This window comes from Mesorhizobium sp. URHB0026, assembly GCF_054059755.1.
This window is the reverse complement of sequence record NZ_JBSSCN010000001.1, coordinates 5,308,315-5,334,571: the sequence shown is the minus strand read 5'-3', so window position 1 is coordinate 5,334,571 and position 26,257 is coordinate 5,308,315. Positions and strand designations below refer to the sequence as shown.

The following is a 26,257-nucleotide window of genomic DNA, read 5'->3' as shown; positions in this document are numbered from 1 at the left end:
CGGCTTCTTCGAAAAACCACCAGTCAACGAATGCTGCCTAGAGATAGAGGAGTGATCCAATGGCTGCAAAAGAGGTAAAATTCCATACCGAAGCGCGCGAGAAGATGCTGCGCGGCGTCGATATCCTGGCAAATGCGGTGAAGGTGACGCTCGGCCCCAAGGGGCGCAATGTCGTCATCGAAAAGTCGTTCGGCGCGCCGCGCATCACCAAGGATGGCGTCACCGTGGCCAAGGAAATCGAGCTCGAGGACAAGTTCGAGAACATGGGCGCGCAGATGGTGCGCGAAGTCGCTTCCAAGACCAATGACCTTGCCGGCGACGGCACCACCACCGCGACCGTCCTGGCCCAGGCGATCGTCAAGGAGGGTGCCAAGGCCGTTGCCTCGGGCATGAACCCGATGGACCTGAAGCGCGGCATCGACAAGGCGGTGGACGCTGTCGTCGCCGAGCTGAAGGCCAACGCCCGCAAGGTGACCCGCAACGACGAGATCGCGCAGGTCGGCACCATCTCCGCCAATGGCGACGCCGAGATCGGCCGCTTCCTCGCCGAAGCGATGGAGAAGGTCGGCAATGAAGGCGTCATCACGGTGGAGGAAGCCAAGACCGCCGAGACCGAGTTGGAAGTCGTCGAAGGCATGCAGTTCGATCGCGGCTACCTCTCGCCCTATTTCGTCACCAACCAGGACAAGATGCGCGTCTCCATGAAAAGAAGCTAGCCAACCTGCAGGCACTGCTTCCGGTGCTGGAAGCGGTGGTCCAGTCGGGCAAGCCGCTGCTGATCATCGCCGAGGATGTCGAGGGCGAGGCGCTGGCGACGCTGGTCGTCAACAAGCTGCGCGGCGGCCTCAAGGTCGCGGCCGTCAAGGCGCCGGGCTTCGGCGACCGCCGCAAGGCCATGCTGGAAGACATCGCCATCCTCACCGGCGGCACCGCGATCTCCGAGGATCTCGGCATCAAGCTCGAGAACGTGACGCTGGAGATGCTGGGCCGCGCCAAGAAGGTGGTGATCGAAAAGGAAAACACCACAATTGTCGACGGCGTCGGGCGCAAGGAGGAAATCCAGGGCCGTGTCGCGCAGATCAAGGCCCAGATCGAGGAGACCACCTCCGACTATGACCGCGAGAAACTGCAGGAGCGGCTGGCCAAGCTCGCCGGCGGTGTCGCGGTGATCCGCGTCGGCGGCTCGACCGAGGTCGAGGTCAAGGAACGCAAGGACCGCGTCGACGATGCCTTGCACGCCACCCGCGCGGCCGTCGAGGAAGGCGTGCTGCCCGGCGGCGGCGTCGCGCTGCTTCGCGCCGCCAAGGCGCTCGATGCGGTCCAGACGGCCAATGCCGACCAGAAGACCGGTGTCGAGATCGTGCGCCGCGCCATCGAGACGCCGGTCCGCCAGATCGCGGAAAATGCCGGCGCGGAAGGCTCGATCATCGTCGGCAAGCTGCGCGAGACCAGCGAATTCGGCTGGGGCTGGAACGCTCAGACCAACGAGTTCGGCGATCTCTATGGCCAGGGCGTGATCGACCCGGCCAAGGTGGTGCGCACCGCGCTGCAGGATGCGGCATCGGTCGCCGGCCTGCTGGTGACCACCGAGGCAATGGTGGCCGAGAAGCCGAAGAAGGAAGCCGCCAGCCCGGCAATGCCCGCCGGCGCCGGCATGGACTTCTGAGGTCCGACCAGTCCGCCCGCTCCCGGACAGGGGGCGGGCATCGGTTGAAGGGAGAGAGATATGGATGCACTTGCTGACCTTGGGGCCGTGCCCGCGCCGACACTTCAGGCAAAGGAGTTCCTGGCCTATGAAAGCGAATGCCGCGCGGCGCTGAAGCCGCTGCTGGCGGAACTGCTCGACAGAGCCGAAGCCGCCGGCTGGAAGCGGCGGACCGTTGCCGCGACGCTGATGTTCTTGGCCGCGCAACAGGTGTCGGAGGCGTCCGAGGCATCGGCCGGCGGCTGAGCGCCGACATCCAGTCCCATTAACCCTTACGCGGCGGGCCTCGCCCTTCCGGTGTTTGGCTCGCACAATCGAGAGGAGGCACAAGCCATGAATCGCTGGCAGTTTGAAGAACCGGTGACCATTCTGGTCGGAATGGGCTTTCCGAGGAAGATCGAAAGCGTGATGGAAGCCTACGTGGTGTTGCAGGAATGGCCGGCCGCCAGCCGCAACAGCGCTCATTCCGTCGCCCTCAACGCCTGCAAGGCGGGCATCGCCGGTGAGATCGACCCGGAGACGGTGCGCGCGACGCTGGTCACCTTCGCACGCCGCAACGACATATTGCTGCCGGACATGGTTTCGCCGGCCTCTGCGATGGACAATGCGCTGCAGGCGGGGGGAGGCGGCAGGTCCGTCTGATCTTTGGTGATCCGCCTCGCGGCCGCGACGGGCGCCGAGCCCGCGGGAACCAAGCGATGGCCATCGGGTTGAATCAGCCCTGGGCTCCCCAAGCGAGGCGACGTCATGAGCATCCTGCAAAGCATCAAGAAAGTGGCCGAACAGGTGACCGGTGCCGCAAGACCGGACAGTCGACAGGCGGCCGACCTTGTCAGGCCGCGAAAAGCGAACGAGTTCAGGTTTGGCGACGATGGCCTGGTGCCCAATCACCCGTCGTGGCCGCTGGTCGTCTATCGCGGCGCGGTTAGATTGCCGGAAGACTTCGATCCCGCGGCCGTGATAGAGGAGCTTTTCTCGGCCAATGGCTGGGGGAACAGCTGGCGCAACGGCATCTACGACTATGTCCACTACCATTCGCGCATCCACGAAGTGCTCGGCGTGGCCCGTGGCACGGCGAAAGTCCGGTTTGGCGGCAAGAAGGGCCGAACGCTGGCGCTGAAGGCCGGCGATGTCGCGGTCCTTCCGGCCGGCACCGGGCACCAGCGCATCTCCGCCTCCGACGACTTTCTCGTCGTTGGCGCCTATCCGCCGTCCGGCACCTATGACGAATGCACGACCACCGCCGACCACGTCAAGGCGGTGGTGACGATCCCCAAGGTCGGCCGTCCGCGCAAGGACCCCGTCTATGGAAGCAAGGGCCCGCTGTTGGCGGCGTGGAAGAAAGATTGAGTGCGCCGAAAGCCAAAGAGAGCAAAGCTTGCCGACGCAAGCCCTGCCTCGCAACGATCCACCGGCGGATCCCAGCATGGTCCATCATTCCGGTGGAACGCTCTCGGGCATTGGAGGTTGGTAGCCGTCGAGTGCTTTATCAACGGACTGGAAAACGGAGAGAGCCCGTCTTCGGTTGACGCCAGGGCGGGTTCTTTTTTGTCTGAGCTTCTCGGGATTGATGCGCGCGGGATCCGGCATGCCAGGCGCGATGTTGGGAGCAAAACCTGGAGAGAGCCGGTGGTGAAGAGATCGCGCCTGCCTCGCAGGCGGACAGACGACTGCCATACCGTCTACATTCCGTAGGTCAGGGCAACATAGATCGCCGGGATAAGCGTCAGGCAGATCGCCATTCCCACGACAACCGCGATGGCCAAGCGCTCGGTTCGCCTAACAAGATCGACAATGTTGGCGTCCTCACTCAAACAGACGGGCAGGGCCGAGGGGATTTCCGGTGCCTGAACATCATTGTCATTTGCAGGGCGATTGTCGTCGCGGAGGCTCGGTCTGTGGGCTGATGTCACTGCTTGCCTCGCTCTCAGAATATCCGGCGGTCGAGCTGGATTCGGCGATGATGGATGATTGGCCGCGTGCTCCCGCGCGAGACCTAACGTATCGGCAAGATTTGGGTTGCCGCGTAAGACCTCGGTCTTGCCGCCTATAAGACCTAAGCCTTGCCCGGGAACGCAATGCAGCGGGAGCCGTTGCTGACCGGTGACAACTCAAAGAATAGGAGAGGAGAAAGTCATGGCTGACGGTCCAACTGTTGTTAATTCTGGAGGTGGCGGCGGCACTGCGGTCGCTATTGTTCTTGCGATAATCGCCATCGTTGTCTTGCTGATATTTACCGGCGTCATCAACATCGGTGGCGGCGGCGGGAAGGACATCAACGTGAAGGTTGAGGCGCCAAAGGTGGAAGCTCCGGCCACTTCAGCGCCCGCGAAGCCCGCCGCACCTGCCAATGGCGGCTGATTGGCTGCGGCAGAGGCCAGAATTGTTCTGGCCTCTGAGAATGTTTCTCAGTTCACAAAAGGACTTGTCATGAAAAGATCTCTTGTCGGCGCTGTCGCGGCCCTCGCGCTTGCGGCTGGAATTGGTGCTTCCTTCGCGGGAGACGTCGTGATTCTGAAGCCTGAGCAGCAGACGGTTGTCCGCGAATACATCCACAAGCAAAAACTCGCATCAGTCAGCCTGCTCGGCGTCGAACTCAACGTCGGCTCCGCTCTCCCTGACACTGTCGAGCTCCATACAATCGACGTTCCCGACGTCAGATACAAATACACCGTTGTCGGGGACCATGCGGTCCTGGTGGACCCCGATACACGCAGGGTCGTGCAGATCATCGAGTGATGCTGGTAGGTGGCCCCTGGTCAACGGGGGCGGCCCGCCGTGCCGCGAATGGCGCGGCGGGCTTTCTAAACGGAGCCACTTTAATGCCTGTGAACACCGTCGAAACCGTTCACACGGCCGTGCGATCTTCAACAGGACCCTTGCCCAACACCCGCCGGTCGTGCGGATAAACGGGCGGCGTCATGCCTTGCCGCGGGTCAGTCGCTCAAGCGCATCGACGATCAGGTCGCAGAATTTTGGATGGTCTAGTCTCATCGCCACAGTATGGCGGAAATCGACCTGCTCGCTCGCGGTGCCGCCAAAATGGTGCATCCCGCCCATCTGCTCGAAATTGCAGACCGTCATCCCCTTGGTCCACCGCCCGGCGATTTCGACGCGGATATCGGCCTTCTCGGTGGTGAAGACGGTCGGGTCGATCATGGCCGCGACGCAGCAGGCGTCGTGGACGGCAGGATACTCGATCTGCAGGAGGCCGCCATGCGTGGTCGCTATAAATTCCCAGATATCGAGGACGAACTTGGCTATCGGGCCGCCAACGGCGCGTACCCTGTTTTGCAGGTCCGGAGTGGCCAGCGCCTGGTGCGTGAGGTCGAGGCCGACCATGGTGACGTTCCAATCAGCGCGGAACACGACGTCCGCCGCCTCCGGGTCGCCATAGACGTTGAACTCCGCCGCTGGCGTGATGTTGCCGCGCGTGTACGCTCCACCCATCGCGACGACGCCCTTCACCCGCCCGATGATGCGTGGTTCCTTGCGAATGGCGAGCGCGATGTTGGTGTAGGGACCGACCGGCACCAGCGTGATGGTTTTCGGCTCGTGTGCCATGACGGTGTCGATGATGAAGTCGACGGCATGCCGCTTATCGAGTTCGAACGAGGCAGGCGGCAGGACGGGGCCGTCGAGCCCGGTATCGCCATGGATTTCGACGGCCAGCACCTGGTCGCCGATGAGCGGGCCGGGTGAGCCCTTCGCCACCGGCACCTTGATTCCATAGGCAGTGCAGACGGCCAGAGCATTGCGCGTGGTGTTCTCGACATTGTGGTTTCCCGAAACCGTCGTGATGCCGAGAAGGTCGATAATCGGGTTTCCCGCCGCAAGCAGGATGGCAATGGCGTCGTCGTGCCCAGGATCACAGTCCAGGATGATCTTTTCCATGATTTCATCTCCCTTGTCGGCGGAGCCTGTGGCTGCCCCGCGCCAATAGTCGGCCGCGCCTACTTGTCCTCGACAATGCGCAGATATGCCGCCGTCACGAACAGGACGATCAACCCGAACAGGATCCTTCTCGCTCCCTCCGGCATTTGCAAAATCGTCAGCAGCGTCGTCAGCACCGTCAAGATCAGCGCGCCGATGACGGTGCCGGTATAGCCGCCGCGGCCGCCGAAGATAGAGGTGCCGCCGATGACGGCGGCGGCGACCGAGGGCAGCACCAGCGGTTCGGCGAGCGACAGCGATGGCGCCTTGATCAGGCCGATATAGAGCAAGCCGGTGATGCCGGCGAGCACGCTGGAGGTGACGTAAAGCGCCGTCATGACCTGCCAGTATCGCACGCCCGACAGGCGCGTCGCGCGCTCATTGTCGCCGACGGCGTAGAGCAGGCGGCCGAAGCCGGTGCGGGCGAGCGTGAAGACGATGAGGGCCGCCAGCGGCAAGAAGAGCAGCAAGGCGTTGGGCAAGGCAAAGCCGAGCATGGGGGTCACACCGGTGCCGAGCCAGGCGAGGAAATCGGGAATTTTTGCGCCCGACGCGATCACCGTGCGCTGGTAGACCTGCAGGCAGCCGGTGCCGATCAGGCTGGTGCCCAGCGTCATGATCAGCGGATGGACACGGAAGACGCCGACGCCGATGCCGTTGACGAGGCCGATCAGCACCGCCGGCATCATCGCCAGGAGGAAGGCCACCGCCGGGTCCTGGCTGACGATCTGGGTTGCCATGATGAAGGCGCTCATCGTCGCCACCGTGCCGACCGAAAGGTCGATGCCGCCGGTCAACATGGTCATGGTCTGGCAGCCGGCGAGGATCGCCAGCGGAATGGCGAATTTGATGGTGTTGGCGATCCAGCGCTCGTTGACGATGCCGGGGCGCAGGATCTGCAGGATCATCACCAGGATGACCAGCAGGATGATCAGCGGGATGAGAGGCCGATCGGCCATGAAGCGTTTTACGCGGCGGCCGAAGGGGACCGGCGCGGGCGTGATCGCGGTGGTGCTCATGGGGTGGCTCCTGCTCGCGAGGAGGTGTTCTGGAAGGATGGTGCTCTACGGCGCCGTAGAGCGCTGCGGGGGAGTTTCATGATTGGCGACCTCGCATCGTGATGAAGGCGCCGAACATCACCACGGCGACCATGATCAGGCCTTCGATGATGGCGGTGACGTTGGGGTCGATGGCGAGCAAGGTGAGATCCGTGCGCACCAGCCGCAGCACGAAGACGGCGACGATGGGGCCGAGCAGGCCGCCCTTGCCGCCGCCGAGCGCCACGCCGCCCAGCACGACCGCGGCGACGCTGGCCAGCAGGTAGGGGCCGGGGATCGGCGCGCCGATGCCTGTGCTCATGGTCAGCGCCAACCCGCCCATGGCCGCGAACAGGCCTGACAGCGCGTAGGCGATGACCCTGGTGCGGGCGACAGGCACGCCGCTGCGGAACGCCGCCAGTTCGCTGGAGCCGATGGCGTAGATGGAAAGGCCGAGGCGCGACCGCCGAAGCGGTATCCAGACGATGCAGAGGCAGACGATCAGCACCAGCAGCGCCTTGGGCAGCCACGCGTCGACGGCGTCGGGCAGGCCTGGAATCGGCGCGGTGCCCGAGATCAGCGCCTTCAGCCATTCGGCCGCCGCGCCGCCCGGGGCGCCGAGCACCAGAAGGGCCGCACCTTGCAGCACGAACAGCATGGCCAGCGTGACGACGATGTCCGGCACGCGGGTGACGACGATGAGCAGGCCGTTGAGCGCGCCGAGCACGAACCCCATGGCGAGCACGAAAGGCACCACGAACAGCGCGTATTCCTCGCTCGCGCCCGCCATCATCGAGGCGGCGGTGACGCTGGTCAACGCCATCATGGCGGCGACCGAGAGGTCGATGCCGCCGGCGATGACGACGACCGTCTGCGCGGCGACGGCAAAGGCGTAGGGCAGCACGGCCCGCGCCAGCGAGCCGAAATCGCCACTGCCATAGGCCGGCTGGATGATTTTGGTGGCGATGAACAGGATGACGAGAAGGGCGAACAGGCCTGTTACCCAGCCCTGCCGGCGCAGGAAATGGCTCATGGCGTTGCCTCCGGCGCCTCGGAAGCATTCGCCGTGGGTGCGGCCAAAATACCGATATCCGCCTTGACGCCGCGCGGCAGGCCGTAGGCGGCGCGCATCAGCGTCGGCTCGTCGGCCTCCTCGACGGGGAAAATATCGACCAGGCGGCCGCCGAAGATGACGATGACGCGGTCGCAGACACGCTGCACTTCTTCCAGTTCGGAGGTGTAGAACAGAACCGACTTGCCGTTGCCGGCGAGCTCGCGCAGCAGACCATAGATCTCCTGCTTGGTGCCGACATCGATGCCGCGCGTCGGGTCGAAACACAAGATTGTGCGCGCGTCGGCCGCGATCCAGCGGGCGATGGTGACCTTTTGCTGGTTGCCGCCGGACAGGCGCTGCACCTCGCCTTGCGCGCGGGTGTCGATCTGCAGGCGCTGGATGGCGCTCGCCACGGTGGCGCGCTCCTTGCGCATACGAATAGGCCCCCAGTTGCGCAAGGCGGCGCTGAAGGGGAGCGCAATATTCTCGCGCACCGAGCGCTGCATGGCGAGCGCCTCCGAACGGTCGCCCGGCACATAGGCGATCCCCGATCGGATGGCGTCGATCGGGTGGGCGAATTTCACCGGGCTGCCGTCGACCTCGATCGTGCCGCCCGATGGTTTGATCGAGCCGGCAAGGGCGGCGAACAGTTCGTCCTGGCCCTGGCCTTCCAGCGCCACGACGCCGGCCACCTCGCCATCGCGGAGATCGAAGGAGACATCGCTGAGCTTGGTCCCGACGCGCAGGTTTCTCACGGCGATGCGCGGGCGGGCAGGGGCGCGGGCCTTTTCGCTGGCGCTCCGGGCGGCGACATGGGTCTTGACGATGCGAGTGCCGAGCATCAGCTCGACGATCTTTTCCTCAACGCCCGGCACGATGTCGACGACGCCGACGGTCGCGCCGTCGCGCAGCACCGTGGCGCGGTCGCAAAGGGCCGAGATTTCGACGAAGCGGTGGGAGATGAAGATCACGGCGCGGCCGGCGTCGCCCTGGCGACGTATCACTTCCAGCACTTTTTCGGCGAGGTTGGCGGGCAGTGCCGCCGTCATCTCGTCGAGCAGCAGCACGTCGGGCTCGACGGCCAGCGCCCGCGCCAGGTCGAGCACGCGCAGGATGGCGAGCGGGATGTCGCGCGCGGTGTCGCGCAGGTCGAGGTCCGGTATGCCGAGCTCGCGCACCCAGGCGCGGAACGGCTCGACCGGCGTGCCGGTCAGCCGCAGATTGGACAGCACGTCGAGATCGGGGATCAGCGACGGCTCCTGATAGACGGGAAGCAGCCCGGCCCGGCGCGCGGCGGCCGGCGAGCGTATGTCGCGCGCCTCGCCACGGATCAGGATGCGTCCGGCATTGGCTGATATCGCGCCGGTCAGAATCTTCACCAGCGTCGACTTGCCGGCCCCATTGGCACCCATCAGCGCATGCACCTCGCCCGGCAGCACCGAGAGCGACGCGTCGCGGAGAGCCGCGACCGCGCCGTAGTTCTTGGCGACGCCTGACGCGTCGAGGAGGGGGGCGGTGGTCAAATCGGATGGTTCTCGGTTTCTGTGGTGAAATCCTGGCGAACGTCGGCGCCGCCCCTCACTGTCTTGCTGGACATCTCTCCCCGTATGACGGGGAGAGAGAAGCTGTTGCGGCGCCGTGCAGGCAGGTGAGGGACGGCGCCAACGGAGGGTCCGCTGGCGAAGCCAGCCTTACTCGCCCGGGCCCTTGCAGGCGACGATCTGCTCCTTGGTGTAGGTCGTCCACTCCGGGATCATGATCGAGACCGGCCATTCGGGGCTCAGCGACGGGTCGGCGGCGGCTTTCAGCTTGGCCTTGCCTTCCTCGGTGGCATTCTCCCACAGCTGCGGGTCGACCAGCACGGTCTGCTGCGCCGGCTTCTTGCCGTCGAGGATCTGCAGCGCCAGCGTCACGCCGGCACCGCCGATCGAGCCGGGGTTGGTGACGGCGGCACCCAAGAGGCCCTTGACCGAGCTCAGCTGGCCGACGAAGCCGGCATTGTCGGCGCCGACCACGGGCACCAGCGGCGCCTGCGATTCGACCAGCGCGTCGACGATGACGTTATCGATGCCCGACGTCCACACGCCGTTGAACGGCGTGCCGGTGGCCAGGAACGACAGCATCTGCTGCTTGGCCTGATCCTGCTGCCAGCCGGTGAAGACCTCCTGCGCCACCTTCACGTCGGGGAATTCGGCCAGTGCCTTCTTGAAGCCTTTGTCGCGATCGCTATCGGCCGAAGCGCCCGCCGCGCCGCGCATATAAAACACCTCGCCCTTGCCGCCCATCTGCTGGAACAGCCATTTGGCACCGAGATACGCATACTGCTCCTGGTTGTTGGAAATGATGTAGGCCGACGGCTCGGTGACCGCCTGGTCGACGGCGACGACGACGATGCCGGCCTTGGTGGCTTCTTCCAGGCCGGCCTTGATGCCGGCCGGGTCGGCGGGGTTGACGACGATGGCGTCGACCTTGGCGCTGATCAGGTTGCGGATGTCTTCCAACTGGCCGGCGGCATCGGTGTTGCGGTGGGCGATGTTGAGCTTGGTCACTTCGCCGGAGGCGAGCGCCTGCGCCTTCATGGCGCAAACCATTTCCTCGCGCCAGCCATTGCCCTGCACGGTGTTGGAAATGCCGATCGTGTATTTGCCGGCAGCGGACGACGCGCCCACCGAGGCCAGCAGCGCCGCGCTGGCAAGCAGCGGGACCATGGTCAGATATTTCTTCATTTCAGTCTTCCTCCACATTGTTTTTCAGTTCAGTTTCAACCCGTTAAGCCGCGCCACTCACAATCAGAGTCAAGTGGCCCGCTTTGCCGTCACTTGACGAAGGGGCGCAGCACGTCGCGGGCGAGCAGAAAGCCCCGCTTCACTTGCTCGTCGCTGCCTTCAAAGCGCCTGTCCTCGTGTTCGATGATGACCGATCCGTCATAACCAGCGCGGTAAAGACCCGAGAAGAAGCCGCTCCAGTCGACATCCCCCAGCCCCGGCATGCGAGGCACCTGCCAGCCTATCCCCGCCGAAAGGGTTCCGCGCTCGTACAAACCATCATGATCAATCATCAGGTCCTTGGCGTGGACATGCAGCATATAGGGGCCGAATTCCCGGATGAAGCGGGCCTGGTCGATCATCTGCCAGACCAGATGCGAGGGGTCGAAATTCATGCCGACCTCGCCGCCCCAGGCTTCCAGGATGCGGCGCCAGATCTGCGGCGAATAGGCGATGTTGTGCCCGCCCGGCCATTCGTCATGGCTGAAGATCATCGGGCAGTTTTCGAAGGCGAGTTTTACCCCGTGGTCGCGTGCGTGGGCGACGATTTCCGGCCAGACTTTCAGCGCGTCCTGCCAGTTGACGTCGACTGTCTTGGAGGCATCGCCGCCGCAGAAGGTGTTGACCACGGGAATGCCCATGTTGGCGGCCAGGACGATGACCTTCTTCAGGTGGCCGATGACCGCCTCGCGATGGGCGGCATCCGGGTGCAGCGGGTTGGGGTAATAACCGAGGCCGGAAACCGTGATGTTCTTTTCCGCCAGCGAGGCAACGATTTCTTTCGCCCGCGAGGCCGAAGTGCCATCAGCATCGATATGGCTGGTGCCGGCATAGCGGCGGGTCGCGCCGGAGGTTTTCGGCCAGCAGGCGATTTCCAGTGCCTCGAAGCCGACAGAGCTTGCCCAGCCGGCGACCTCGCCAAGCGGCGTGTCCGCGAACGGTGCGGTGAGCAGTCCAAGTTTCATCATGCCTCCCTGACCGCGAACCCGCGATCGATACCTATAATGCCGATTGTTTGGATCGCTTCAACCTCGCGACCTCGTCTTGTTCGAGACTATGACGGACTGCCGCCATCGGATCGCCCGAAAGCAGTTCGCCAAGCGCCAATGTGACGGCCTGCCGGAACCTCTCGTTCGCGGCAAGGCCCGGGTCGAATATCGTGTCGATGGCCAGGATGGCGGAAGCCAGCCCCCGCGCATCGTGGCCGGTTTCGTCCGCAATCGCGGCGACCATGCCGGCATAGGGATCCGACACTGGCCAGCGCTTGCCGAAGCCTGCCGAGGCCAGGATCAGATAAGCCATCCAGCCGGCGACCGGCACCGACAGCAGGCCGATGCCGGCCCCCAGATTCAGGCGGTCGCGGATCGGGTTGAGCAGGCGCTGCACGATTTTTTGCGAGCCGTCGGTGGCGATCTGGTGGTTGCGATGGCGGATCGCGGTGTTCTTCAACCGGCCAAGGCTCTGCTCGACATAAGCCGATGGGTTCATTCCAGCCACCGGCATCAGTGTCGGCAGGGTTTGCTCGACCAGCATGCGCCTGACGAAGAGCGAAAGCAGCGGGTCGGCGATGGCATCCGACGTGTGTTCGAGGCCGGCCAGTACGCCGAGCGTGGCGAGTGTCGTCTGGGCGCCGTTCAGCACTCGCATCTTGAGGTGCTCGAACGGGGTGACGTCATCGACGAAGGTAGCGCCGGCCAGGTCCCAGCCTGGCATGCGGCCGGCGAATTTTTTCTCGATCACCCATTGCCGGAAGGGTTCGCCGACGGCGACCGCGCCATCACGATAGCCATAGCGCTGTTCGACGCTGTCGAGGTCTTGCCGGGTCACCGCCGGCGCAATGCGATCGACCATGGCCGAGGGGAAGGCGGCATTGGCCGCGATCCAGTCGGCCAGGCCATTGCCGCGCCGTTCGGCAAAGCTCCGCACGACATTTTCCAGGATGCTGCCGTTGGTCGGAATATTGTCGCAGGAGAGCAGCGTCAGCTTCCGGGCATGCGTGGCCCTACGTTGCTCCAGCGCCCGCGTGAGGATGCCGGGCACGCTGCGCGGCGCTTCCGGGTTGGCCAGGTCATGGACGATGTCGGGATGATCGAAGTCGAGCGTGCCAGTCGAGGGGACGTGGCAGTAGCCTTTTTCGGTCACCGTCATCGTCACCAGCTCGATGTCGGCGGAGACGAGCACCTCGATCGCCGGTCCGGCGCTGTCCTGGCTGTCGACCACCTTCACAATGCTGCCGATGACGCGTGCCTCGACATGATCGTTCTCGCGGATCAGCCTTGTGTAGAGGCCGTCTTGCCGGCCAAGCGTCTCGGCCAGGGCGGGCGGGCGAATGTTGATGCCGACGATGCCCCAGCGGTCGAACCGGCGCGAAAGCAGGTCGTCGGTGTATTCGGCCTGGTGACAGCGATGGAAGGCGCCCACGCCCAGATGCGCCATGCCTGGTGAGAGCGCCGCGCGGTCGTATGACGGCTTTTGCACGGCTGCGGGGAGCCGCTCCAGCAGTCCGGGCCCGAGCCTTTCGATAGCGTTCACCGGTTCGCCCCGACCGCCGACTGTTCCTGGTCGATCACCGCGCCGGTCATCGGCCCGGCCGCGTCGGAAAGCAGGAACACGGCGAGATTGGCGATATCGTCCGGCTTGAGCAGCCGACCGAAGGGCTGCGCGGCATTGGCGGCGTCGAGCCATCCCGGGCCATTGCCCAGCGTCCGCGCCTGCATGATGCGTTCGGCCGGCGTGTCGGTCCAGCCGACATTGATGCCGTTGACGCGGATGCGGTCGAAGCGGTGGGCGTTCGCGGCGTTCTTGGTCAGCGTTGCCAGCGCGCCCTTGGTGGCCGAATAGACGGCGAGTTCCGGCGAGCCGCAATGGGCGTTGATCGACAGGATGTTGACGATCGCGCCGCCCTGGCCACGCTTCTTCATGTCGGCGATCGCGGCCTGCATCAGGAAGAACGGCGCACGGGCGTTGACGGCGAACAGCGCCGACCAGTCATCGAGGGTCGCGTCTAGGAAGGAGGCACGGTCGGTCAGACCGGCGGCGTTGACCAGGCCGTCGATGCGGCCGAAGTGGTCGATGCAAGCCTGCGCCAAAAGGGCGGGCGTTTCCGGGTCTCCGAGGTCGGCGGCGACGAAGAGCGTCGGCGTACCCAGGGCCGACAGTTCCGCAGCCACGGCCTCGCCGCGCGTGCGGTCGCGCCCGGTGATCAGCAGGCCGGCAGCGCCTGAGCGCGCCAGCGTCTCGGCGATGGCACGGCCGATACCTTGCGTCGACCCGGTGACCAGCGCCACCTTGCCTTCGAGCCTGATCTCCATTCCTCCTCCCGGAACAAAGTTTCTATTTTTGAAATATGGAATGCTAATTCCCGATAGTCAATTGTACCAGCGGCGCCTCATGTGCCGCGGCGCGCCGCGACGCCTTGGACCAGCGCCATGCCCACCGCCAGCGACGCCGCCAGCGAGCGGAAGCCCGCGAAGTCGGATTCCACCACTTCCAGCCAGCTGTCCGACAGCCGGATCAGCGGCGAGAAGGTGCTATCGGTAATGGTGACGATGCGCGCCTTGCGCTCATGCGCCACGGCCACCAAGTCCGGCGTGATCGAATTGTAGGGGCTGAAGGACACCGCCAGCACCGCATCCTGCCGGCCGATGCAGCCGATCTGGTCGAGCGCGGTCGAGCCGACATTGTCTACCAGCACATTGCGCACGCCTTGCTGCGAAAGCGTGAGCGACAGATAGGTGGTGACGGGGAAGGCGCGCTTGGAGCCGATGACGTAGATCAGGTCCGCCTTGGCCAGCGTCGCCACCATCTTCTCGAAGCTCTGGATATCGAAGCCGCTTTCGATGCGGCCGAGCGAGGCCTGCGAGGCGCCGACCATGCCGCGCAGGAAATGCGTGGCGGCATTGGGCTCTGCCTCGGCGCGCTGCTCGCCGCGGCCTTCCGGCCAAGATCCCTTGATGTGGTCCTTGAACAGGCCCTGGAAGTCGGAAAAGCCGGAATAGCCGAAGATCTGGGCGAAGCGAACCAGGGTCGAGGGCTGCACGCCGGCCTGTGCCGCCACCTGGGCGATCGTGCCGAGCGCCACCTCGCTCGGGTGCTGCCACAGGAAGATCGCCACCTGGCGCAGGCGCTTGGGAAAATGCACGGTGCCTGACGACAGCACCGCGCGCAGCTCCTCATAGGTTCGCGGCTGTATATAGCCGAGTGCCGCGAGCGAACGGCCGCGTTTGCGCGTCGCCGCCTCGTCGGCACTGGATCGTCCGGATGGTTTTCTCGCCCCGCTCATGAATTCAGGCTAGCGCGATACGATCGTTTTACAATATGGAAATTGGAAATGGTGTTCGATGGGGATAGTGGCGAGGGCTCGGCGATTTCGTCATCCCAGGGCGAAGCAGCCGCGCAGCGGCGTCCGGAGACCCTGGGATCCATGCCGCGACTTTGGTTGTAGAGTGCAACGGAGCAGAATTCTTCACCGTGGCAACGCACCGGAGTCCCCGGCATGGATCCTGGGGTCTGCGCCGCGTCGCTTCGCTCCTTGCTACGCCCCAGGATGACGACCCTGCTAGTGATCAGCTCCGAGGAGAAAACATGGTCTACGCAACATCGGATGGATCGGCGCGCCAGCGTCTGCGCGTCGGCATGGTCGGCGGCGGCCGTAATGCCTTCATCGGCGCCGTGCACCGGCTGGCCATGCGCCTCGACGACCAGATCGCGCTGGTCGCCGGCGCGCTCTCGTCCGATCCCGACAATGCCGCCGCCTCGGCCGCCGAGATCGGCATCGCGCCGGAGCGCAGCTATGCCGATTACCGCGCCATGGCCAAAGCGGAGGCCGCCCGGCCTGACGGTATCGAGGCGGTCGTCATCGTCACGCCCAATCATCTGCACGCGCCGATCGCCACCGCCTTCCTCGAGGCCGGCATCGACGTGATCTGCGACAAGCCGCTGTCGACGACGCTGGCCGACGCCGAGGCACTGGTTGCACTCGCGAAGGCGAAAAACCGCCGCTTCGTCGTCACGCTCAACAACACCGGCTACGCGATGGTGCGCCAGGCGCGCGAGATGGTGATAGCGGGCGAGCTTGGGCGGATCGTGTCGGTGCACGGCGCCTACATCCAGGACTGGCTGACCAAGCCGATCGACGCCGAGGGCCAGAAGCAGGCCGAATGGCGCACCGATCCGGCGAGGGCGGGGCAGTCGGCGGTGCTGGCCGATATCGGCGTGCATGCATTCAACCTTGCAGGCTTCATTTCCGGCCGCGAGGCGGAGGCGGTGTCGGCCGACCTGTTCACCGCCGTGCCGGGGCGCCGGCTCGACGACAACGCCCATGTACTGGTGCGCTGGACCGAGGGCGCACGAGGCACGATCCTGGCCAGCCAGACCTCTCCCGGCCACTACAACGATCTCTCCGTGCGCATTTATGGCGACAGAGCGGGGCTCGAATGGTCAGGCGGGCGGCCGGAAGAACTACGCTTTTCCGTCTATGGCGAGGAAACCCGCACGCTGGTGCGCGGCGGCCACGGCTCGACCGCTGAATCCCGCCGCGTGTCGCGCATGCCGGCGGCGCATCCCGAAGGCTATATCGAGGCCTTCGCCAATTTCTACCGCGACGCCGCCGACATCATCCGCGCCCACCGTTCGGGTGGCGCGGTCGATCCGGCCCGCGCTGCGCAGGTGCCCGACGTGACCGACGGCGCGCGCGGGGTGAAGTTTGTTGCCGCGGCGGTGGAGTCGAACGCGGCTGGCGGGGCGTGGACGGCGGCAAGGTTTGCGGGATGAGCTGCAGATCTCCCTGCGAGAGGGAGATCGGCAGCTTTTGCCGTTGGCGATCATGCGATACCCAACCGTTCCGCCAAATCCGACAGCATCGGGCGCTGACCCTGCAGAATCTTCACTCCGGCTTCGGCCAAGGTGAACCAGCCGGCTCTGTCGACCTCCGGGAATTCCTTCATCGATCCGGACCGCGGCGGCCATTCCATGGTGAAGGTGTTGCTCTTGATGGCGGCCACATCGATGTCGGCCTCGACGGACCAGGCCATGACGATCTTACCGCCCGGCTGCTTGTAGTCGCCGAGGCGGACGAAGGAGCCTTCGATGGCGATGCCGAGCTCTTCCTCGGTCTCGCGTCGTGCCGCCGCCAATTCGTCCTCATCCTCCTCGACGAGGCCCTTCGGGATCGACCAGGCGCCATCGTCCTTCTTTGCCCAGAACGGGCCGCCGGGATGAACCAGAAGGACGCTGATATCGTCATTGCTCCGGCGATAGATCAGCAGACCCGCGCTGCGTTTTGCCATGTTTGCATGTCCGTTTGCGGCACCGGTGCGAAACCGGCCGATTCCGAGCGATCATGGCTGCCGATCTTGCACCTGGAAATTGCGACGCTATGTCAGATGCATCCGCATTGCACCTCATGCGCGAGTCCGGCAAACTGATAGCATCGTTTTTGGGGCGGCGTCGAAAATCAGGTGAGGCGTCCGAATGCAGCTGGGTCTGATCGGCTACTACAGCGACTTCGTGGTCTATCCCCTGGTGATCGCCATATTGGGGGTGGCCGGACTGATCGAGGCCGGAGAAGAAGGCGCTCCGGACTGGGTCGGCACGATGATGATCTGCCTTGGCCTGTGGACGCTGATCGAATATGTGCTGCACCGCTTCGTGCTGCACCACGTCCCCTGGATCCGGGACTTGCACGACCGTCACCACGTCGAGGAGCGCAGTCCGGTGGGCACCCCCACCTGGCTAAGTCTGGGCGTGCATGCGCTGGTGGCGTTCCTGCCCGTCTGGGTGGTCTCCGACTTCGCGACCGCCAGCGCGGTGAGTTGCGGTTTGATGCTGGGCTATCTCTGGTACATCAGCGTCCACCACATGATCCACCACTGGCATCCGGCCCATCCGAGCTATCTCTACACGCTCAAGCGCCGCCACGCGGTGCACCACCATATCGACGACAACGCCAATTTCGGCGTGACCTCGATATTCTGGGACCGGATTTTCGGCACCGCTAGGCTTTGACAGGGGATGGGTCTGTCGGCGGGCCACCGATTGTGGTCTGACGGGCGGTCGAGTGACGAGAAACGCCGAGGCCGAAATCTAGGCGAAACGATCTGGCCAGAATAACCAGATGAGCGCGGCGGCCATCAGAACCCAAATTCCGACGATGAATGCGAGACCGCCGCGGCTGGTCGGCCTCGATCGGCGAATGGCTTCCGCGCGAAACTCCGCCATCAGATCGGCGGGGATCAACTTCACCGCAAGCAGGATGCCAAGCGGTACGATGATCAGATCGTCCAAATACCCGAGTACGGGAATGAAATCGGGTATCAGATCGATAGGACTGAGCGCGTAGGCGGCGACCATGCAGGCGGCAACTTTGGCGTACCAGGGAACGCGAGGATCGCGGGCGGCCAGCCACAGGGCCATGACATCGCGCTTGATGGCTCTCGCCCATTGCTTTGCCTTGTCGAGGACAGTCACCCGGCAACTCTCCTTAGAAGGCCCCGAACATCGGCCTCTCCGCTCCTTCGCCTGGATCATTGCAGCGATGTCGACGATCTGCAAACTGACCCGCCACCCGAGGGGCGTGCGTGAAGAAGACCTATTGAAAGCCGGGTGCCGGTGACGACCACCGCGCCACCTGGTTCGGGACGTCGATCCGGAAAGCGTGAGTGACGGGGGGACTACTCACTCAAAGCTCCTTTTCCGCCAGTTCCCTGAATGCGTCGGGCACCGAGCGGGCCGCTTCCAGGGCCACCGTACCGTAGCCGACCGCCTGTTTGCCGAAACGCTGACGGATCTTGTCGATAAGGCGGACGAGGCCTGGCCGGCGATCCGCCTCCCGGTTGGCCGCCTGTTTTTCCAGGTACCCTGCCAGCGCCAGGTCGTAGCGCTGCGGCGTGACCCGGTCCCGAGACCGCGACGTCAGCCAGGGATCGCCGTAGAACAGCGGCGGCCAGTCTGTTGGGTGCGGGAGCAGCATCGTATTCTCCATGACAGTTGTCAGCAGCACCGTGCGTCACAGCCGTCGGAATCGCGTTGGTGTCAGCGTGACGAAATCGTGAAAAGCGTCGCGAGACGCAGAATGCCGGTTGAATTGGTATCGGCACCGGTAAAGGATTGCCGCTGAAGCTGTGGTGGATCCGATGGCGCGCCTCTCACTGTTGGGTGGGTTCGATTTCGCTGGCGGTGCCGTGGCCCCGTCCTTCACCCGCAAGGCGCGCGCCATGGTCGCCTATCTTGCGATCCATTCGGGGCATTCCCTCTCGCGCGAAAAGCTTGCCGCCCTGCTGTGGGGCGACACCGGCGAGCCGCAGGCACGTATGAACCTTCGGCAGGCCCTTTCTGTCGTGAGGAAGGCTATGCCCTCGGCCAATGGCGGGCGCTTCCTGATCGATGGCGACAGCATCATGCTGGAGCTGGATGATCTCGATTTCGACGTCGCCCGGTTCGAGGTGCTGGCCGCCGAGGCGGCACCCGAGCAGCTTGAGCGGGCCATCAGCCTCTATCGAGGCGATCTCCTCGATGGCTTCAGCCTGAAGGAAGAACCCTTCGAGGACTGGCTGCGGGTCGAACGCGCACGGCTGCGGGCCACGGCCGTCTTGGTGCTGGAAAAGCTCGTCGCGCATTACTTCGCGCAGAACAATCTGGCGTCCTGCGTGCTGGCGGCGACACGCTTGCTAGCCTGGGAGCCGCTGCGTGAAGATATCCACCGTGCCTTGATGCGGGCCTGTGCAGCCCAAGGTCGCGTCAATTTGGCGCTGAAACAATATGAGCTCTGCCGCGATGCCTTGCAGCGCCAGCTACGTGTTCAGCCGGAACCGGAAACGAGGCAGCTCTATGAACAGCTTCGCGCCCGCCGCACGGCGTCGGCTGCTCCAGCACCCGCCGGGCCGGTTGCGCCCGGCGCACGGCCTACGTCGCCGCCGACCCACTATGTCAAATCGGCCGGCAGCAACATCGCGTATCAGGTAACGGGCAACGGCCCAGTGGACCTCATCTATGTGCCAGGCTGGGTTTCCAATCTGGACCTTGCCTGGGCATCGCCCAGGCTGGCGCATGTCCTGCACCGTCTCGGCTCCTTTTGCCGGCTGATCCGCATGGACAAGCGCGGCACCGGACTGTCGGATCGCAATGTCGGCCTACCGACGCTCGAAGAGCGTATGGAAGACGTGCGCGCGGTCCTGGACGCGGTCGGTTCGAACCGTACCGTCCTGTTCGGCAGCTCCGAGGGCGGCAGCATGTGCATGCTGTTTGCCGCGACCTATCCCGAACGCACGGCGGCCCTCGTCTTGAACGGGACCTATGCCAGAGGCGTATGGGCGCCGGACTACCCCTGGGCGAAAACCAAGGCGCAGGTGGAAAGAGAACTCATATCCATCGAGCGCGAATGGGGAGAGCCGGCCGACCTCAGCAATGCCGCGCCCAGCCTGATGAACGATGCATTCGAGCGCGAATGGTTCGCGGCCTTCCTGCGCAATTCAGCTTCGCCCGCCGATGCGATCTCGCTGTGGTGCTGGAGCGTCGAGATCGACGTTCGGGAGATACTGGGAGCCATCCACGTTCCAACGCTGATCGTTCAGAGAACGGGCGATCGCTGGGTCAAGGCCGAGGAGGGACGCTACCTGGCGAAACACATCCCGGGCGCGAGCTACATCGAGCTCGCGGGCAACGACCATGTCATCTGGGGTGAGGGCTCGGATCGCCTGATCGATGAGATCCAGTCCTTCGTCAGCGGCACCTTGCCGGCGGCACCCGGCGAGCGTGTGCTGGTCACCATTCTCTGCGTGGACATCACCTCGCCATCTGCCTCCGCCGATGGCCGGGATTTGAGGCGGAGATATGTGGACGCGATCTGCGATCAAGTGCAACTGGCGCAGGGCAGGGAGATCCGGCGCGACGCGAATGGCCTGCTCGCTGCCTTCCAGCGTCCGACGCGGGCGATCCAATGCGCCATGGCGATCCGCGACAGTTTGAAGCCTTCTGGCCTCGCCGTCCGTGCCGCGGTGCATATTGGCGAGTGCGAAAGGGAAAACGGTGATTTAACCGGCACCGCCATCGACCAAGCAGTGCTGATGCTCGGCCAAGCCTTGCCAGGCGAGATCATTACGTCGCGCACAATCCGCGACCTCGTGCCGGGCTCCGGCCTTGTGTTTACAGAGCGCGGCGGGACCGAAACAGGCGCCGTGCCGGGAGGCGGGCAACTCTATGGGGTCGGTGCAGCGTCGGCCTGACAGCGGCGAAGCGCGGCATCGTGTCGGTTGACGCGCCGCCGGGGACAGTCCCTTTTTCCGGTCAAAGCTCCTTTTCCGCCAGTTCCCTGAATGCGTCGGGCACCGAGCGGGCCGCTTCCAGGGCCACCGTACCGTAGCCGACCGCCTGTTGCCGAAACGCTGGCGGATCTTGTCGATGGCGCGGTCGGCGCCGAAGCGCGCGAGGCCTTTTTGGCTGCCCGGGCGGCGCTTCTCGTCGGCGAGGCCGAGTGGCAGGTCGAGCTGCAGTTCAGCGCTCTCCTCCAGGTGCGAGACCGAGATCGCCAGCAGAGAGATCGTTTTCTCCCGGGGATGCTCGGCGAGCACGCCGCGCACCAAATCCCCAGCGATCTCGGCCAGCATGGCGGTCGCCGAGATCGGCTGTTCCAGCGTGATCGAGCGCGTGACGGCGCTGAGATCGGCAAAGCGCACGCGCACCGTTACCGTGCGGCCGGGGCGGTTCTTGGCGCGCAACCGGCTGGCGACGCGGTCGGCCAGATGCAGCAGTGTCGGCACGATCACCCGGGCCACGGCCGGCTTTTGCCCGAGGGCCGATTGCGCGCCGGCCGAGTGCGCCCGGCGCTTCGTCTCCAGTTTGCGCGGATCGCGGTTCCATGACAGGGCCGCGAGCTTTTCGCCGGCGGCGGGGCCAAGCAGCCGGGCCAGGGCGCCGCTGTGGGTCCGGGCCAACTCGCCGATGGTCTCGACGCCGATCTCGGCCAAGCGCGCCCTGGTGGCCGGGCCGACGCCCCACATCAGCGAGACCGGCAAATCATGCAGGAAGGCAAGCTCGGTGCCGGGCTCGACCACCACCAGCCCGTCGGGCTTGGCGACTTGCGAGGCGATCTTGGCCAGATGCTTGGTGCGCGCCACGCCGATCGAGATCGGCAGGCCGAGTTCGGCCCGCACACGGCCGCGGATCGTGGTCGCGATTTCCCGCGGGGAGCCGAACAGATGCGTGCAGCCGGCGACATCGGCGAAGGCCTCGTCGATGGAGATGCGTTCGACCACCGGCGTGAAATCGTCGAGCACCTTGATCGCCGCGTCGCCCAGCCGCTGGTAGTGGCTGAAATTTCCGCCGACGAAGATCAATTGCGGGCAAAGCTCGCGCGCCTTGCGCCCCGGCATGCCGCCGCGGACGCCAAAGGCGCGCGCTTCGTAAGAGGCGGCGAGCACCACGCCGCCGCCGACCGCGATCGGCTTGCCGCGCAGCGTCGGATCGAGCAGTTGCTCGACCGAGGCATAGAAGGCGTCGAGATCGGCATGCAGGATGGTGGCCGTCGTTTCCATCCTGTTCCGCTCATCCGCGATTGCTGATAGATAGGAACATATAGTGAACAAATAGAGATCATTGTCAATTGATCTTTGGCGCATCGGTGCTCTTTAGGAGTAACCGAGGCGCGCAAAGCTCCTGCTTCTCCACAGGAAGAGGGAGGCAGCGCACTTCCTAGACAACATGCTCCGCCCGCAGTGCCGCCTTCATCCGTTCCAGCGCCGGCCCGCCGCCGGCCGACAGTTCGTCTGCGATACGGGCGAGCTTGTCGTCGGACTTGCGGTGCTTGCTGCCCCAGGCGCCAAGCGTCGCCAGCACCGGCAGGAGATCGATGCCGGCTTCGGTCAGCCGATAGATCGCCTTCAGCCCGTGGCTGGGGTCGTCGCTGCGGGTGAGGATGCCTTCGTCTTGCAGCGTCTGCAGCCGCTCGGCCAATGTGCGCGAGGAGATGCCTTCATCGGATTGCAGGAACTCGCGAAAATGCTTTTTGCCGGCGAAGACCAGGTCGCGGATGATGAGCAACGTCCAGCGATCGCCGAGCAGTTCCAGCGACAGGTTGATGGGGCAGCCGGATCTTTCACGCGTTGACATCTCTATGGTTCCATTGTTAAATCACTTTACTATTGACATCATTCTTTCCATCAGTCAAATGCTTCCAAAAGTAAATCGTTAGATCGCAACTTGGCCAGCAGGAGGACGTCATGAGCCAGGCCATCGGGAAAATCAGCACACCAAGAACCGTCGTGGTCGTCGGGGCTACCAACGAGGTTGGCAAGGCGGTCGCCCAGGTCCTGACCGGGCGGGGGCATATTGTGCGCGGCGTGGCGCGCAGCCTGGGTGTGGCGCTTGACGATAGCGACGCGCTCGCCACCGCCTTTTCCGGTGCCGACAGCGCCTATGTAATGATTCCGTTCGACATCACGGCGCCGGATCTTCATCGCTTCGAGGATGAAGTCGGTGCGCGGCTGGCGGCGGCGATCGCGAAGTCAGGCGTGCGCCGCGTCGTGCTGCTCAGCGGCCTCAACGCCCATCTCAGGATGGGAACTTCGCTCGGCGCCGCCTTGATGGAGAACGGCTGGCGGCGCTCGGCCTCCACGAACTGGTGTTTTTGCGCGCCTCATTCTTCATGGAGAACTTCGCCAAGGGCATGGGCTTTGTCCAGCAGGCCGCTTCCGGCATCTTCATGACGCCGTTCCGGGGCGATCCGCCGATGCCTTTGATTGCTGCCAGCGATGTCGGCCAGCGCGCCGCCGCCCTGCTGGACGCCACGCGTTTTCCAAGCGAGCGGATCATCGAATTGCATGGCGGCGGCTACTATGCCTTGGAGCAGGCCACCGCGATCCTTGGCAGCGCGATGGGGAGGCAGGTCGCTTACAAGGCGGCCCCATTCACTGAGGCGCGCGCCGGGATGATCGCCAGCGGCCTGTCACCGAGCTTTGCCGATGCGCTCGGCGAAACGGCGGCGAGTTTCAACAAGGGTGAACGCTGGGCGCTTGAGGCACCGTCAATCCGCAACGCCACGCCGACCACTTTCGAAAGCTGGGCACAAGCCTTTGCCCGTTCGCAAAACGCGGCGTGATCCTTCCTGACTGGAATCCGGAAACGAGGAGAACCCCATGAAAAAGCTGATCCTTCAGATGCAGATGTCGGTCGACGGTTTCGTCGGCGGCGATGCCGACCATCCCTGGCAACTCTGGGGATGGGGCGACGACATCGGGTGGGACGAGGAGCTGAAGCGTGATTTCAACGCCGTGTTTGCCGGCATCGACACCGTGCTGCTCAGCCGCAAGATGGCTGAGGAAGGTTATCTCGCCCATTGGGGCCATGCGGCGAGCAAATATCCGGCCGATTCGTTTTATGCCTTCGCCCAGCGCATCGTCGACGCGCGCAAGGTGGTGCCGAGCGACAGGCTCGAGACCTCGCGATGGGAGCGCACGACGGTGGTGAGCGGCGACCTGCCGCGCGAGGTCAACGCATTGAAGGCGGGTGAGGGCGGCGACATGGCCGTCTTCGGCGGGGCTGGCTTTGCGTCGGCGCTGATCGCGGCCGGATTGATCGACGAGTTCCAGCTGTTCGTCAATCCGGCCGTGCTGGGCGCCGGCCGCCGCATTTTCGACCAAGGCGGGTTCCAAAACCTGCTTCTGCTTGGTTCGAAGGCTTATGCCTGCGGCATGGTGGTCAGCCGCTACGCGCCGGCAGGTTGATCGCGGGCGTGCGGGCCGCACGCCGGTAAAAGACATTTGGCCGGAATCCTTTGCCCGCTTCTCTTCGTCTTCTAGGTGGGTCGCCGGAAGGGCGGCCGCATCAATTCTGAATGGAGAGACAGATGATCCTGGTGACAGGCGCCACCGGCCTGAACGGCATGGCAATCGTGCGCGAGTTCGCGCGGCAGAGGCATCAAGTGAGGGCGCTGGTTCGCGATCTTGACCGGGCATCCGCGGCAGGGCTCGGCGGACTTGCCGGCGTCGAGCTGGCCGAGGGCGATATGCGGCGGGCGGAGGCGCTTGGCGCGGCCCTCGATGGTGTCGATCGCGTGCTGATGATTTCGACCGCCGCGCAAGACATGGTCGAGACGCAGTGCCGTTTTATCGACGCCTGCAAGCAGGCCGGCGTCGCGCATGTGGTGAAGTTTTCCGGTGCCGAATCCAACATCGGCTATGACGCGACGAAGTTCCGCTTCACACGCATGCATGAAGAGGTCGAGCGCTATCTCGAAGGAGCCGGCATGGCGTGGACGCATCTGCGCCCCAGCCAGTTCATGCAGGTCTATCTGCGCGACGCGCCGACCATCGCCGCCGAAGGCGCTTTCTATCTGGCGCTTGGCGGCACCGAACTGTCGCCGGTCGATGTCGAGGATATCGCCAAGGTCGCCGCCCGTCTGCTGCGCGATGGCGGCCATGAAGGCGAGAGCCTCGACATGACCGGACCCGAGGCGCTGACGATGAGCGATATCGCGGCGCGGATTTCGCAGGCGATAGGCAAGCCGGTCCGCTATGTCGACATCAGCCCGCAGGACCGCCGACGCAACCTGCTGGCCGCCGGCGTTCCCGCCGACTTCGCCGATGCACTGGACGAGCAGTTGGCCGAGCGGCTGCGGCGGCCGAAATCGCGGGTGCATCTTGCCACTCACGAGATGTTCGGCGTGCGCGCAACGCCGTTCGTCGAATTCGCCCAACGCCACGCGGCGATGTTGCGGGGCGGGGCGTAGGCCGCCGAAAAAAAGCAGGTCGGCACGTATCCTTTTTACCTGCCCGTCCGTCTCTTGCCTGAAGGTCGCGCCGGACCGCGATCGGCAGCAACGGAGAAACAGTCATGGCGAGCATGCAAAGTCAGGCAAACAGGAACCACTACGCCGCGCTCGCGGCGAATGCAGGCAAGTTGACCAGCCCGCGGGCCATCATCGACCACGACGATATGCACTGGACGGCGCTGACCGGCGAGCCGGGCGGCGTCGATTACATCGAGGTCGATGCCGGCGGCGTGCCGGCGATGTGGGTCGTGCCGAAGGGCGCCGACGAGCAGCGGGTGCTGTTTTATGCGCATGGTGGCGGCTTCATCGGCGGCTCGATCTACACCCACCGCAAGCTGGTCGGCAATCTCGCCAAGGCTATCGGCTGCCGGGCGCTGCTCTACGATTATCCGCTGGCGCACCAAGCCAAGCATCCGGCCCAGCTCGAAGCCGCGACATCGGCCTGGGACTGGCTCGTCGACCAAGGCTTCGACCCCAAGCGGATCGTGATCGCCGGCGACTCCTGCGGCGCGGTGCTGACCTATGGCGTCCTGCAGCGGCTGCGCGCGCAAAGGCGGCCACTGCCCGTCGCCACGCTGATCATCTCCGGCTGGTTCGACATGGCGTTGACGGGCGCCAGCTACGACACCAACCGCGACAGAGATCCGGCCTTCGCCAGGGAAGCCGTCGACTGGCTAGCGGCCAATTTCATCGGCGATGCCGATCGGCGCGATCCCGAAGTCAGCCCGCTCTACGCCGACCTCTCAGGCTTTCCGCCCGTCTTCCTGCAGGCCGGCGCCGACGAGACGCTGGCCGACGAAAGCCGGATGTTCGCCGAGCGGGCGAGGCAGGCGGGGGTCGAGACGCGGCTCGACGTCTTTGACGGCATGCTCCACTCTTTCCAGATGATGGCAGGGCGGGCGCCGGAGGCCGACGACGCCATTGCCCGCTTCGCCGCGTGGGTACGGCCGAGACTGGGGCTGCCGGCCGCCGGTGAGAAGACCAGCGAAAAGGCTGCGTGAG

Annotated in this window: 25 protein-coding genes and 3 pseudogenes; 14 read left to right on the top strand and 14 right to left on the bottom strand. The window is 64.8% G+C overall.

Annotation, left to right across the window (positions count from 1 at the left end; all coding sequences use genetic code 11):
- Positions 1-59: 59 nt before the first annotated feature.
- The 6 genes and pseudogenes from groL to ACVWWD_RS26245 all read left to right on the top strand — a co-directional run bounded on the left by groL (position 60) and on the right by ACVWWD_RS26245 (position 4,444).
- Positions 60-1,666: pseudogene (gene groL / locus ACVWWD_RS26270) on the top strand (chaperonin GroEL).
- 60 nt (positions 1,667-1,726) lie between these two features.
- Complete coding sequence (locus ACVWWD_RS26265; RefSeq protein WP_023773999.1) at positions 1,727-1,951, top strand: hypothetical protein; 225 nt, start codon at positions 1,727-1,729, stop codon at positions 1,949-1,951.
- 87 nt (positions 1,952-2,038) lie between these two features.
- Positions 2,039-2,347, top strand: coding sequence for a DUF982 domain-containing protein (locus ACVWWD_RS26260; protein ID WP_023782866.1), 309 nt, complete (start codon positions 2,039-2,041; stop codon positions 2,345-2,347).
- A gap of 105 nt (positions 2,348-2,452) precedes the next feature.
- Positions 2,453-3,055 carry a cupin domain-containing protein gene (locus ACVWWD_RS26255; protein ID WP_023774001.1) on the top strand — a complete coding sequence of 201 codons (603 nt, stop codon included), beginning with the start codon at positions 2,453-2,455 and terminating at the stop codon, positions 3,053-3,055.
- A gap of 786 nt (positions 3,056-3,841) precedes the next feature.
- The gene (locus ACVWWD_RS26250) at positions 3,842-4,066 is read left to right on the top strand and encodes a hypothetical protein (RefSeq protein ID WP_023782864.1); all 225 of its coding nucleotides are present in this window, start codon (positions 3,842-3,844) and stop codon (positions 4,064-4,066) included.
- Between the two features lie 69 nt (positions 4,067-4,135).
- On the top strand, positions 4,136-4,444 hold the full coding sequence (locus ACVWWD_RS26245) for a DUF1236 domain-containing protein (protein WP_023782863.1): 309 nt from the start codon (positions 4,136-4,138) through the stop codon (positions 4,442-4,444).
- 180 nt (positions 4,445-4,624) lie between these two features.
- On the opposite strand, the gene ACVWWD_RS26240 is transcribed toward ACVWWD_RS26245, so the two are convergent.
- The 9 genes from ACVWWD_RS26240 to ACVWWD_RS26200 form a co-directional block, all read right to left on the bottom strand.
- Positions 4,625-5,599 (bottom strand): nucleoside hydrolase, encoded by a 975-nt coding sequence (locus ACVWWD_RS26240; protein ID WP_023782862.1) that lies wholly within the window; start codon positions 5,597-5,599, stop codon positions 4,625-4,627.
- A gap of 59 nt (positions 5,600-5,658) precedes the next feature.
- Complete coding sequence (locus tag ACVWWD_RS26235) at positions 5,659-6,657, bottom strand: ABC transporter permease (protein ID WP_023774006.1); 999 nt, start codon at positions 6,655-6,657, stop codon at positions 5,659-5,661.
- 76 nt (positions 6,658-6,733) lie between these two features.
- Positions 6,734-7,708, bottom strand: a complete 975-nt coding sequence (locus tag ACVWWD_RS26230; protein WP_023782861.1) for an ABC transporter permease — start codon at positions 7,706-7,708, stop codon at positions 6,734-6,736.
- On the bottom strand, positions 7,705-9,252 hold the full coding sequence (locus ACVWWD_RS26225; RefSeq protein ID WP_457103498.1) for a sugar ABC transporter ATP-binding protein: 1,548 nt from the start codon (positions 9,250-9,252) through the stop codon (positions 7,705-7,707). Before ACVWWD_RS26225 ends, ACVWWD_RS26230 begins: the two co-directional genes overlap by 4 nt.
- Before the next feature lie 168 nt (positions 9,253-9,420).
- A complete protein-coding gene (locus ACVWWD_RS26220; RefSeq protein ID WP_023774009.1) occupies positions 9,421-10,455 on the bottom strand; it encodes an ABC transporter substrate-binding protein in 1,035 nt (344 codons plus the stop codon).
- An 89-nt stretch (positions 10,456-10,544) separates the two neighbouring features.
- A complete protein-coding gene (locus tag ACVWWD_RS26215; RefSeq protein WP_352547525.1) occupies positions 10,545-11,462 on the bottom strand; it encodes a sugar phosphate isomerase/epimerase family protein in 918 nt (305 codons plus the stop codon).
- A gap of 31 nt (positions 11,463-11,493) precedes the next feature.
- Positions 11,494-13,026 carry a mannitol dehydrogenase family protein gene (locus tag ACVWWD_RS26210; protein ID WP_352547523.1) on the bottom strand — a complete coding sequence of 511 codons (1,533 nt, stop codon included), beginning with the start codon at positions 13,024-13,026 and terminating at the stop codon, positions 11,494-11,496.
- Positions 13,023-13,805, bottom strand: a complete 783-nt coding sequence (locus tag ACVWWD_RS26205) for an SDR family oxidoreductase (RefSeq protein WP_352547521.1) — start codon at positions 13,803-13,805, stop codon at positions 13,023-13,025. The genes ACVWWD_RS26210 and ACVWWD_RS26205 overlap by 4 nt, the downstream gene beginning before the upstream one ends.
- A 77-nt stretch (positions 13,806-13,882) precedes the next feature.
- Complete coding sequence (locus ACVWWD_RS26200; RefSeq protein WP_023774013.1) at positions 13,883-14,776, bottom strand: MurR/RpiR family transcriptional regulator; 894 nt, start codon at positions 14,774-14,776, stop codon at positions 13,883-13,885.
- 302 nt (positions 14,777-15,078) lie between these two features.
- Here ACVWWD_RS26200 and ACVWWD_RS26195 point away from each other — a divergent pair, with 302 nt between their 5' ends.
- On the top strand, positions 15,079-16,266 hold the full coding sequence (locus tag ACVWWD_RS26195) for a Gfo/Idh/MocA family protein (RefSeq protein WP_352547519.1): 1,188 nt from the start codon (positions 15,079-15,081) through the stop codon (positions 16,264-16,266).
- A gap of 50 nt (positions 16,267-16,316) precedes the next feature.
- Here the strand turns inward: ACVWWD_RS26195 and ACVWWD_RS26190 are convergent, their stop codons facing one another.
- On the bottom strand, positions 16,317-16,781 hold the full coding sequence (locus ACVWWD_RS26190; RefSeq protein ID WP_023782855.1) for an NUDIX domain-containing protein: 465 nt from the start codon (positions 16,779-16,781) through the stop codon (positions 16,317-16,319).
- Between the two features lie 184 nt (positions 16,782-16,965).
- Here ACVWWD_RS26190 and ACVWWD_RS26185 point away from each other — a divergent pair, with 184 nt between their 5' ends.
- Positions 16,966-17,499: a sterol desaturase family protein gene (locus ACVWWD_RS26185; RefSeq protein ID WP_023795749.1), complete on the top strand. Its 534-nt coding sequence runs from the start codon at positions 16,966-16,968 to the stop codon at positions 17,497-17,499.
- A gap of 78 nt (positions 17,500-17,577) precedes the next feature.
- On the opposite strand, the gene ACVWWD_RS26180 is transcribed toward ACVWWD_RS26185, so the two are convergent.
- Together ACVWWD_RS26180 and ACVWWD_RS26175 are read right to left on the bottom strand one after the other, a co-directional pair.
- Positions 17,578-17,961, bottom strand: coding sequence for a YkvA family protein (locus ACVWWD_RS26180; RefSeq protein ID WP_352547579.1), 384 nt, complete (start codon positions 17,959-17,961; stop codon positions 17,578-17,580).
- A 211-nt stretch (positions 17,962-18,172) separates the two neighbouring features.
- Positions 18,173-18,304, bottom strand: a pseudogene (locus ACVWWD_RS26175) (DNA polymerase IV); the annotation flags it as partial.
- 322 nt (positions 18,305-18,626) lie between these two features.
- On the opposite strand from ACVWWD_RS26175, the gene ACVWWD_RS26170 reads away from it, so the two are divergent.
- Entirely contained in the window at positions 18,627-20,714 is a 2,088-nt protein-coding gene (locus tag ACVWWD_RS26170) for an alpha/beta fold hydrolase (protein WP_457103497.1), read from the top strand.
- A gap of 61 nt (positions 20,715-20,775) precedes the next feature.
- On the opposite strand, the pseudogene dinB reads toward ACVWWD_RS26170, so the two are convergent.
- Together dinB and ACVWWD_RS26160 are read right to left on the bottom strand one after the other, a co-directional pair.
- Positions 20,776-22,022 (bottom strand): annotated as a pseudogene (dinB, locus tag ACVWWD_RS26165) (DNA polymerase IV).
- 157 nt (positions 22,023-22,179) lie between these two features.
- On the bottom strand, positions 22,180-22,596 hold the full coding sequence (locus ACVWWD_RS26160) for a winged helix-turn-helix transcriptional regulator (protein WP_023774022.1): 417 nt from the start codon (positions 22,594-22,596) through the stop codon (positions 22,180-22,182).
- A gap of 110 nt (positions 22,597-22,706) precedes the next feature.
- Between ACVWWD_RS26160 and ACVWWD_RS26155 the strand changes: the two genes are divergently transcribed.
- The 5 genes from ACVWWD_RS26155 (at position 22,707) to ACVWWD_RS26135 (ending at position 26,256) form a co-directional block, all read left to right on the top strand.
- The gene (locus ACVWWD_RS26155; protein ID WP_352547510.1) at positions 22,707-23,192 is read left to right on the top strand and encodes an SDR family oxidoreductase; all 486 of its coding nucleotides are present in this window, start codon (positions 22,707-22,709) and stop codon (positions 23,190-23,192) included.
- The gene (locus tag ACVWWD_RS26150; protein ID WP_352547508.1) at positions 23,153-23,584 is read left to right on the top strand and encodes a Rossmann-fold NAD(P)-binding domain-containing protein; all 432 of its coding nucleotides are present in this window, start codon (positions 23,153-23,155) and stop codon (positions 23,582-23,584) included. Before ACVWWD_RS26155 ends, ACVWWD_RS26150 begins: the two co-directional genes overlap by 40 nt.
- A 37-nt stretch (positions 23,585-23,621) precedes the next feature.
- Positions 23,622-24,209: a dihydrofolate reductase family protein gene (locus tag ACVWWD_RS26145; protein WP_023774024.1), complete on the top strand. Its 588-nt coding sequence runs from the start codon at positions 23,622-23,624 to the stop codon at positions 24,207-24,209.
- Between the two features lie 122 nt (positions 24,210-24,331).
- Positions 24,332-25,213: an SDR family oxidoreductase gene (locus ACVWWD_RS26140; RefSeq protein WP_352547506.1), complete on the top strand. Its 882-nt coding sequence runs from the start codon at positions 24,332-24,334 to the stop codon at positions 25,211-25,213.
- Between the two features lie 104 nt (positions 25,214-25,317).
- Positions 25,318-26,256, top strand: coding sequence for an alpha/beta hydrolase (locus ACVWWD_RS26135; RefSeq protein ID WP_457103496.1), 939 nt, complete (start codon positions 25,318-25,320; stop codon positions 26,254-26,256).
- Position 26,257 lies beyond the last annotated feature (1 nt).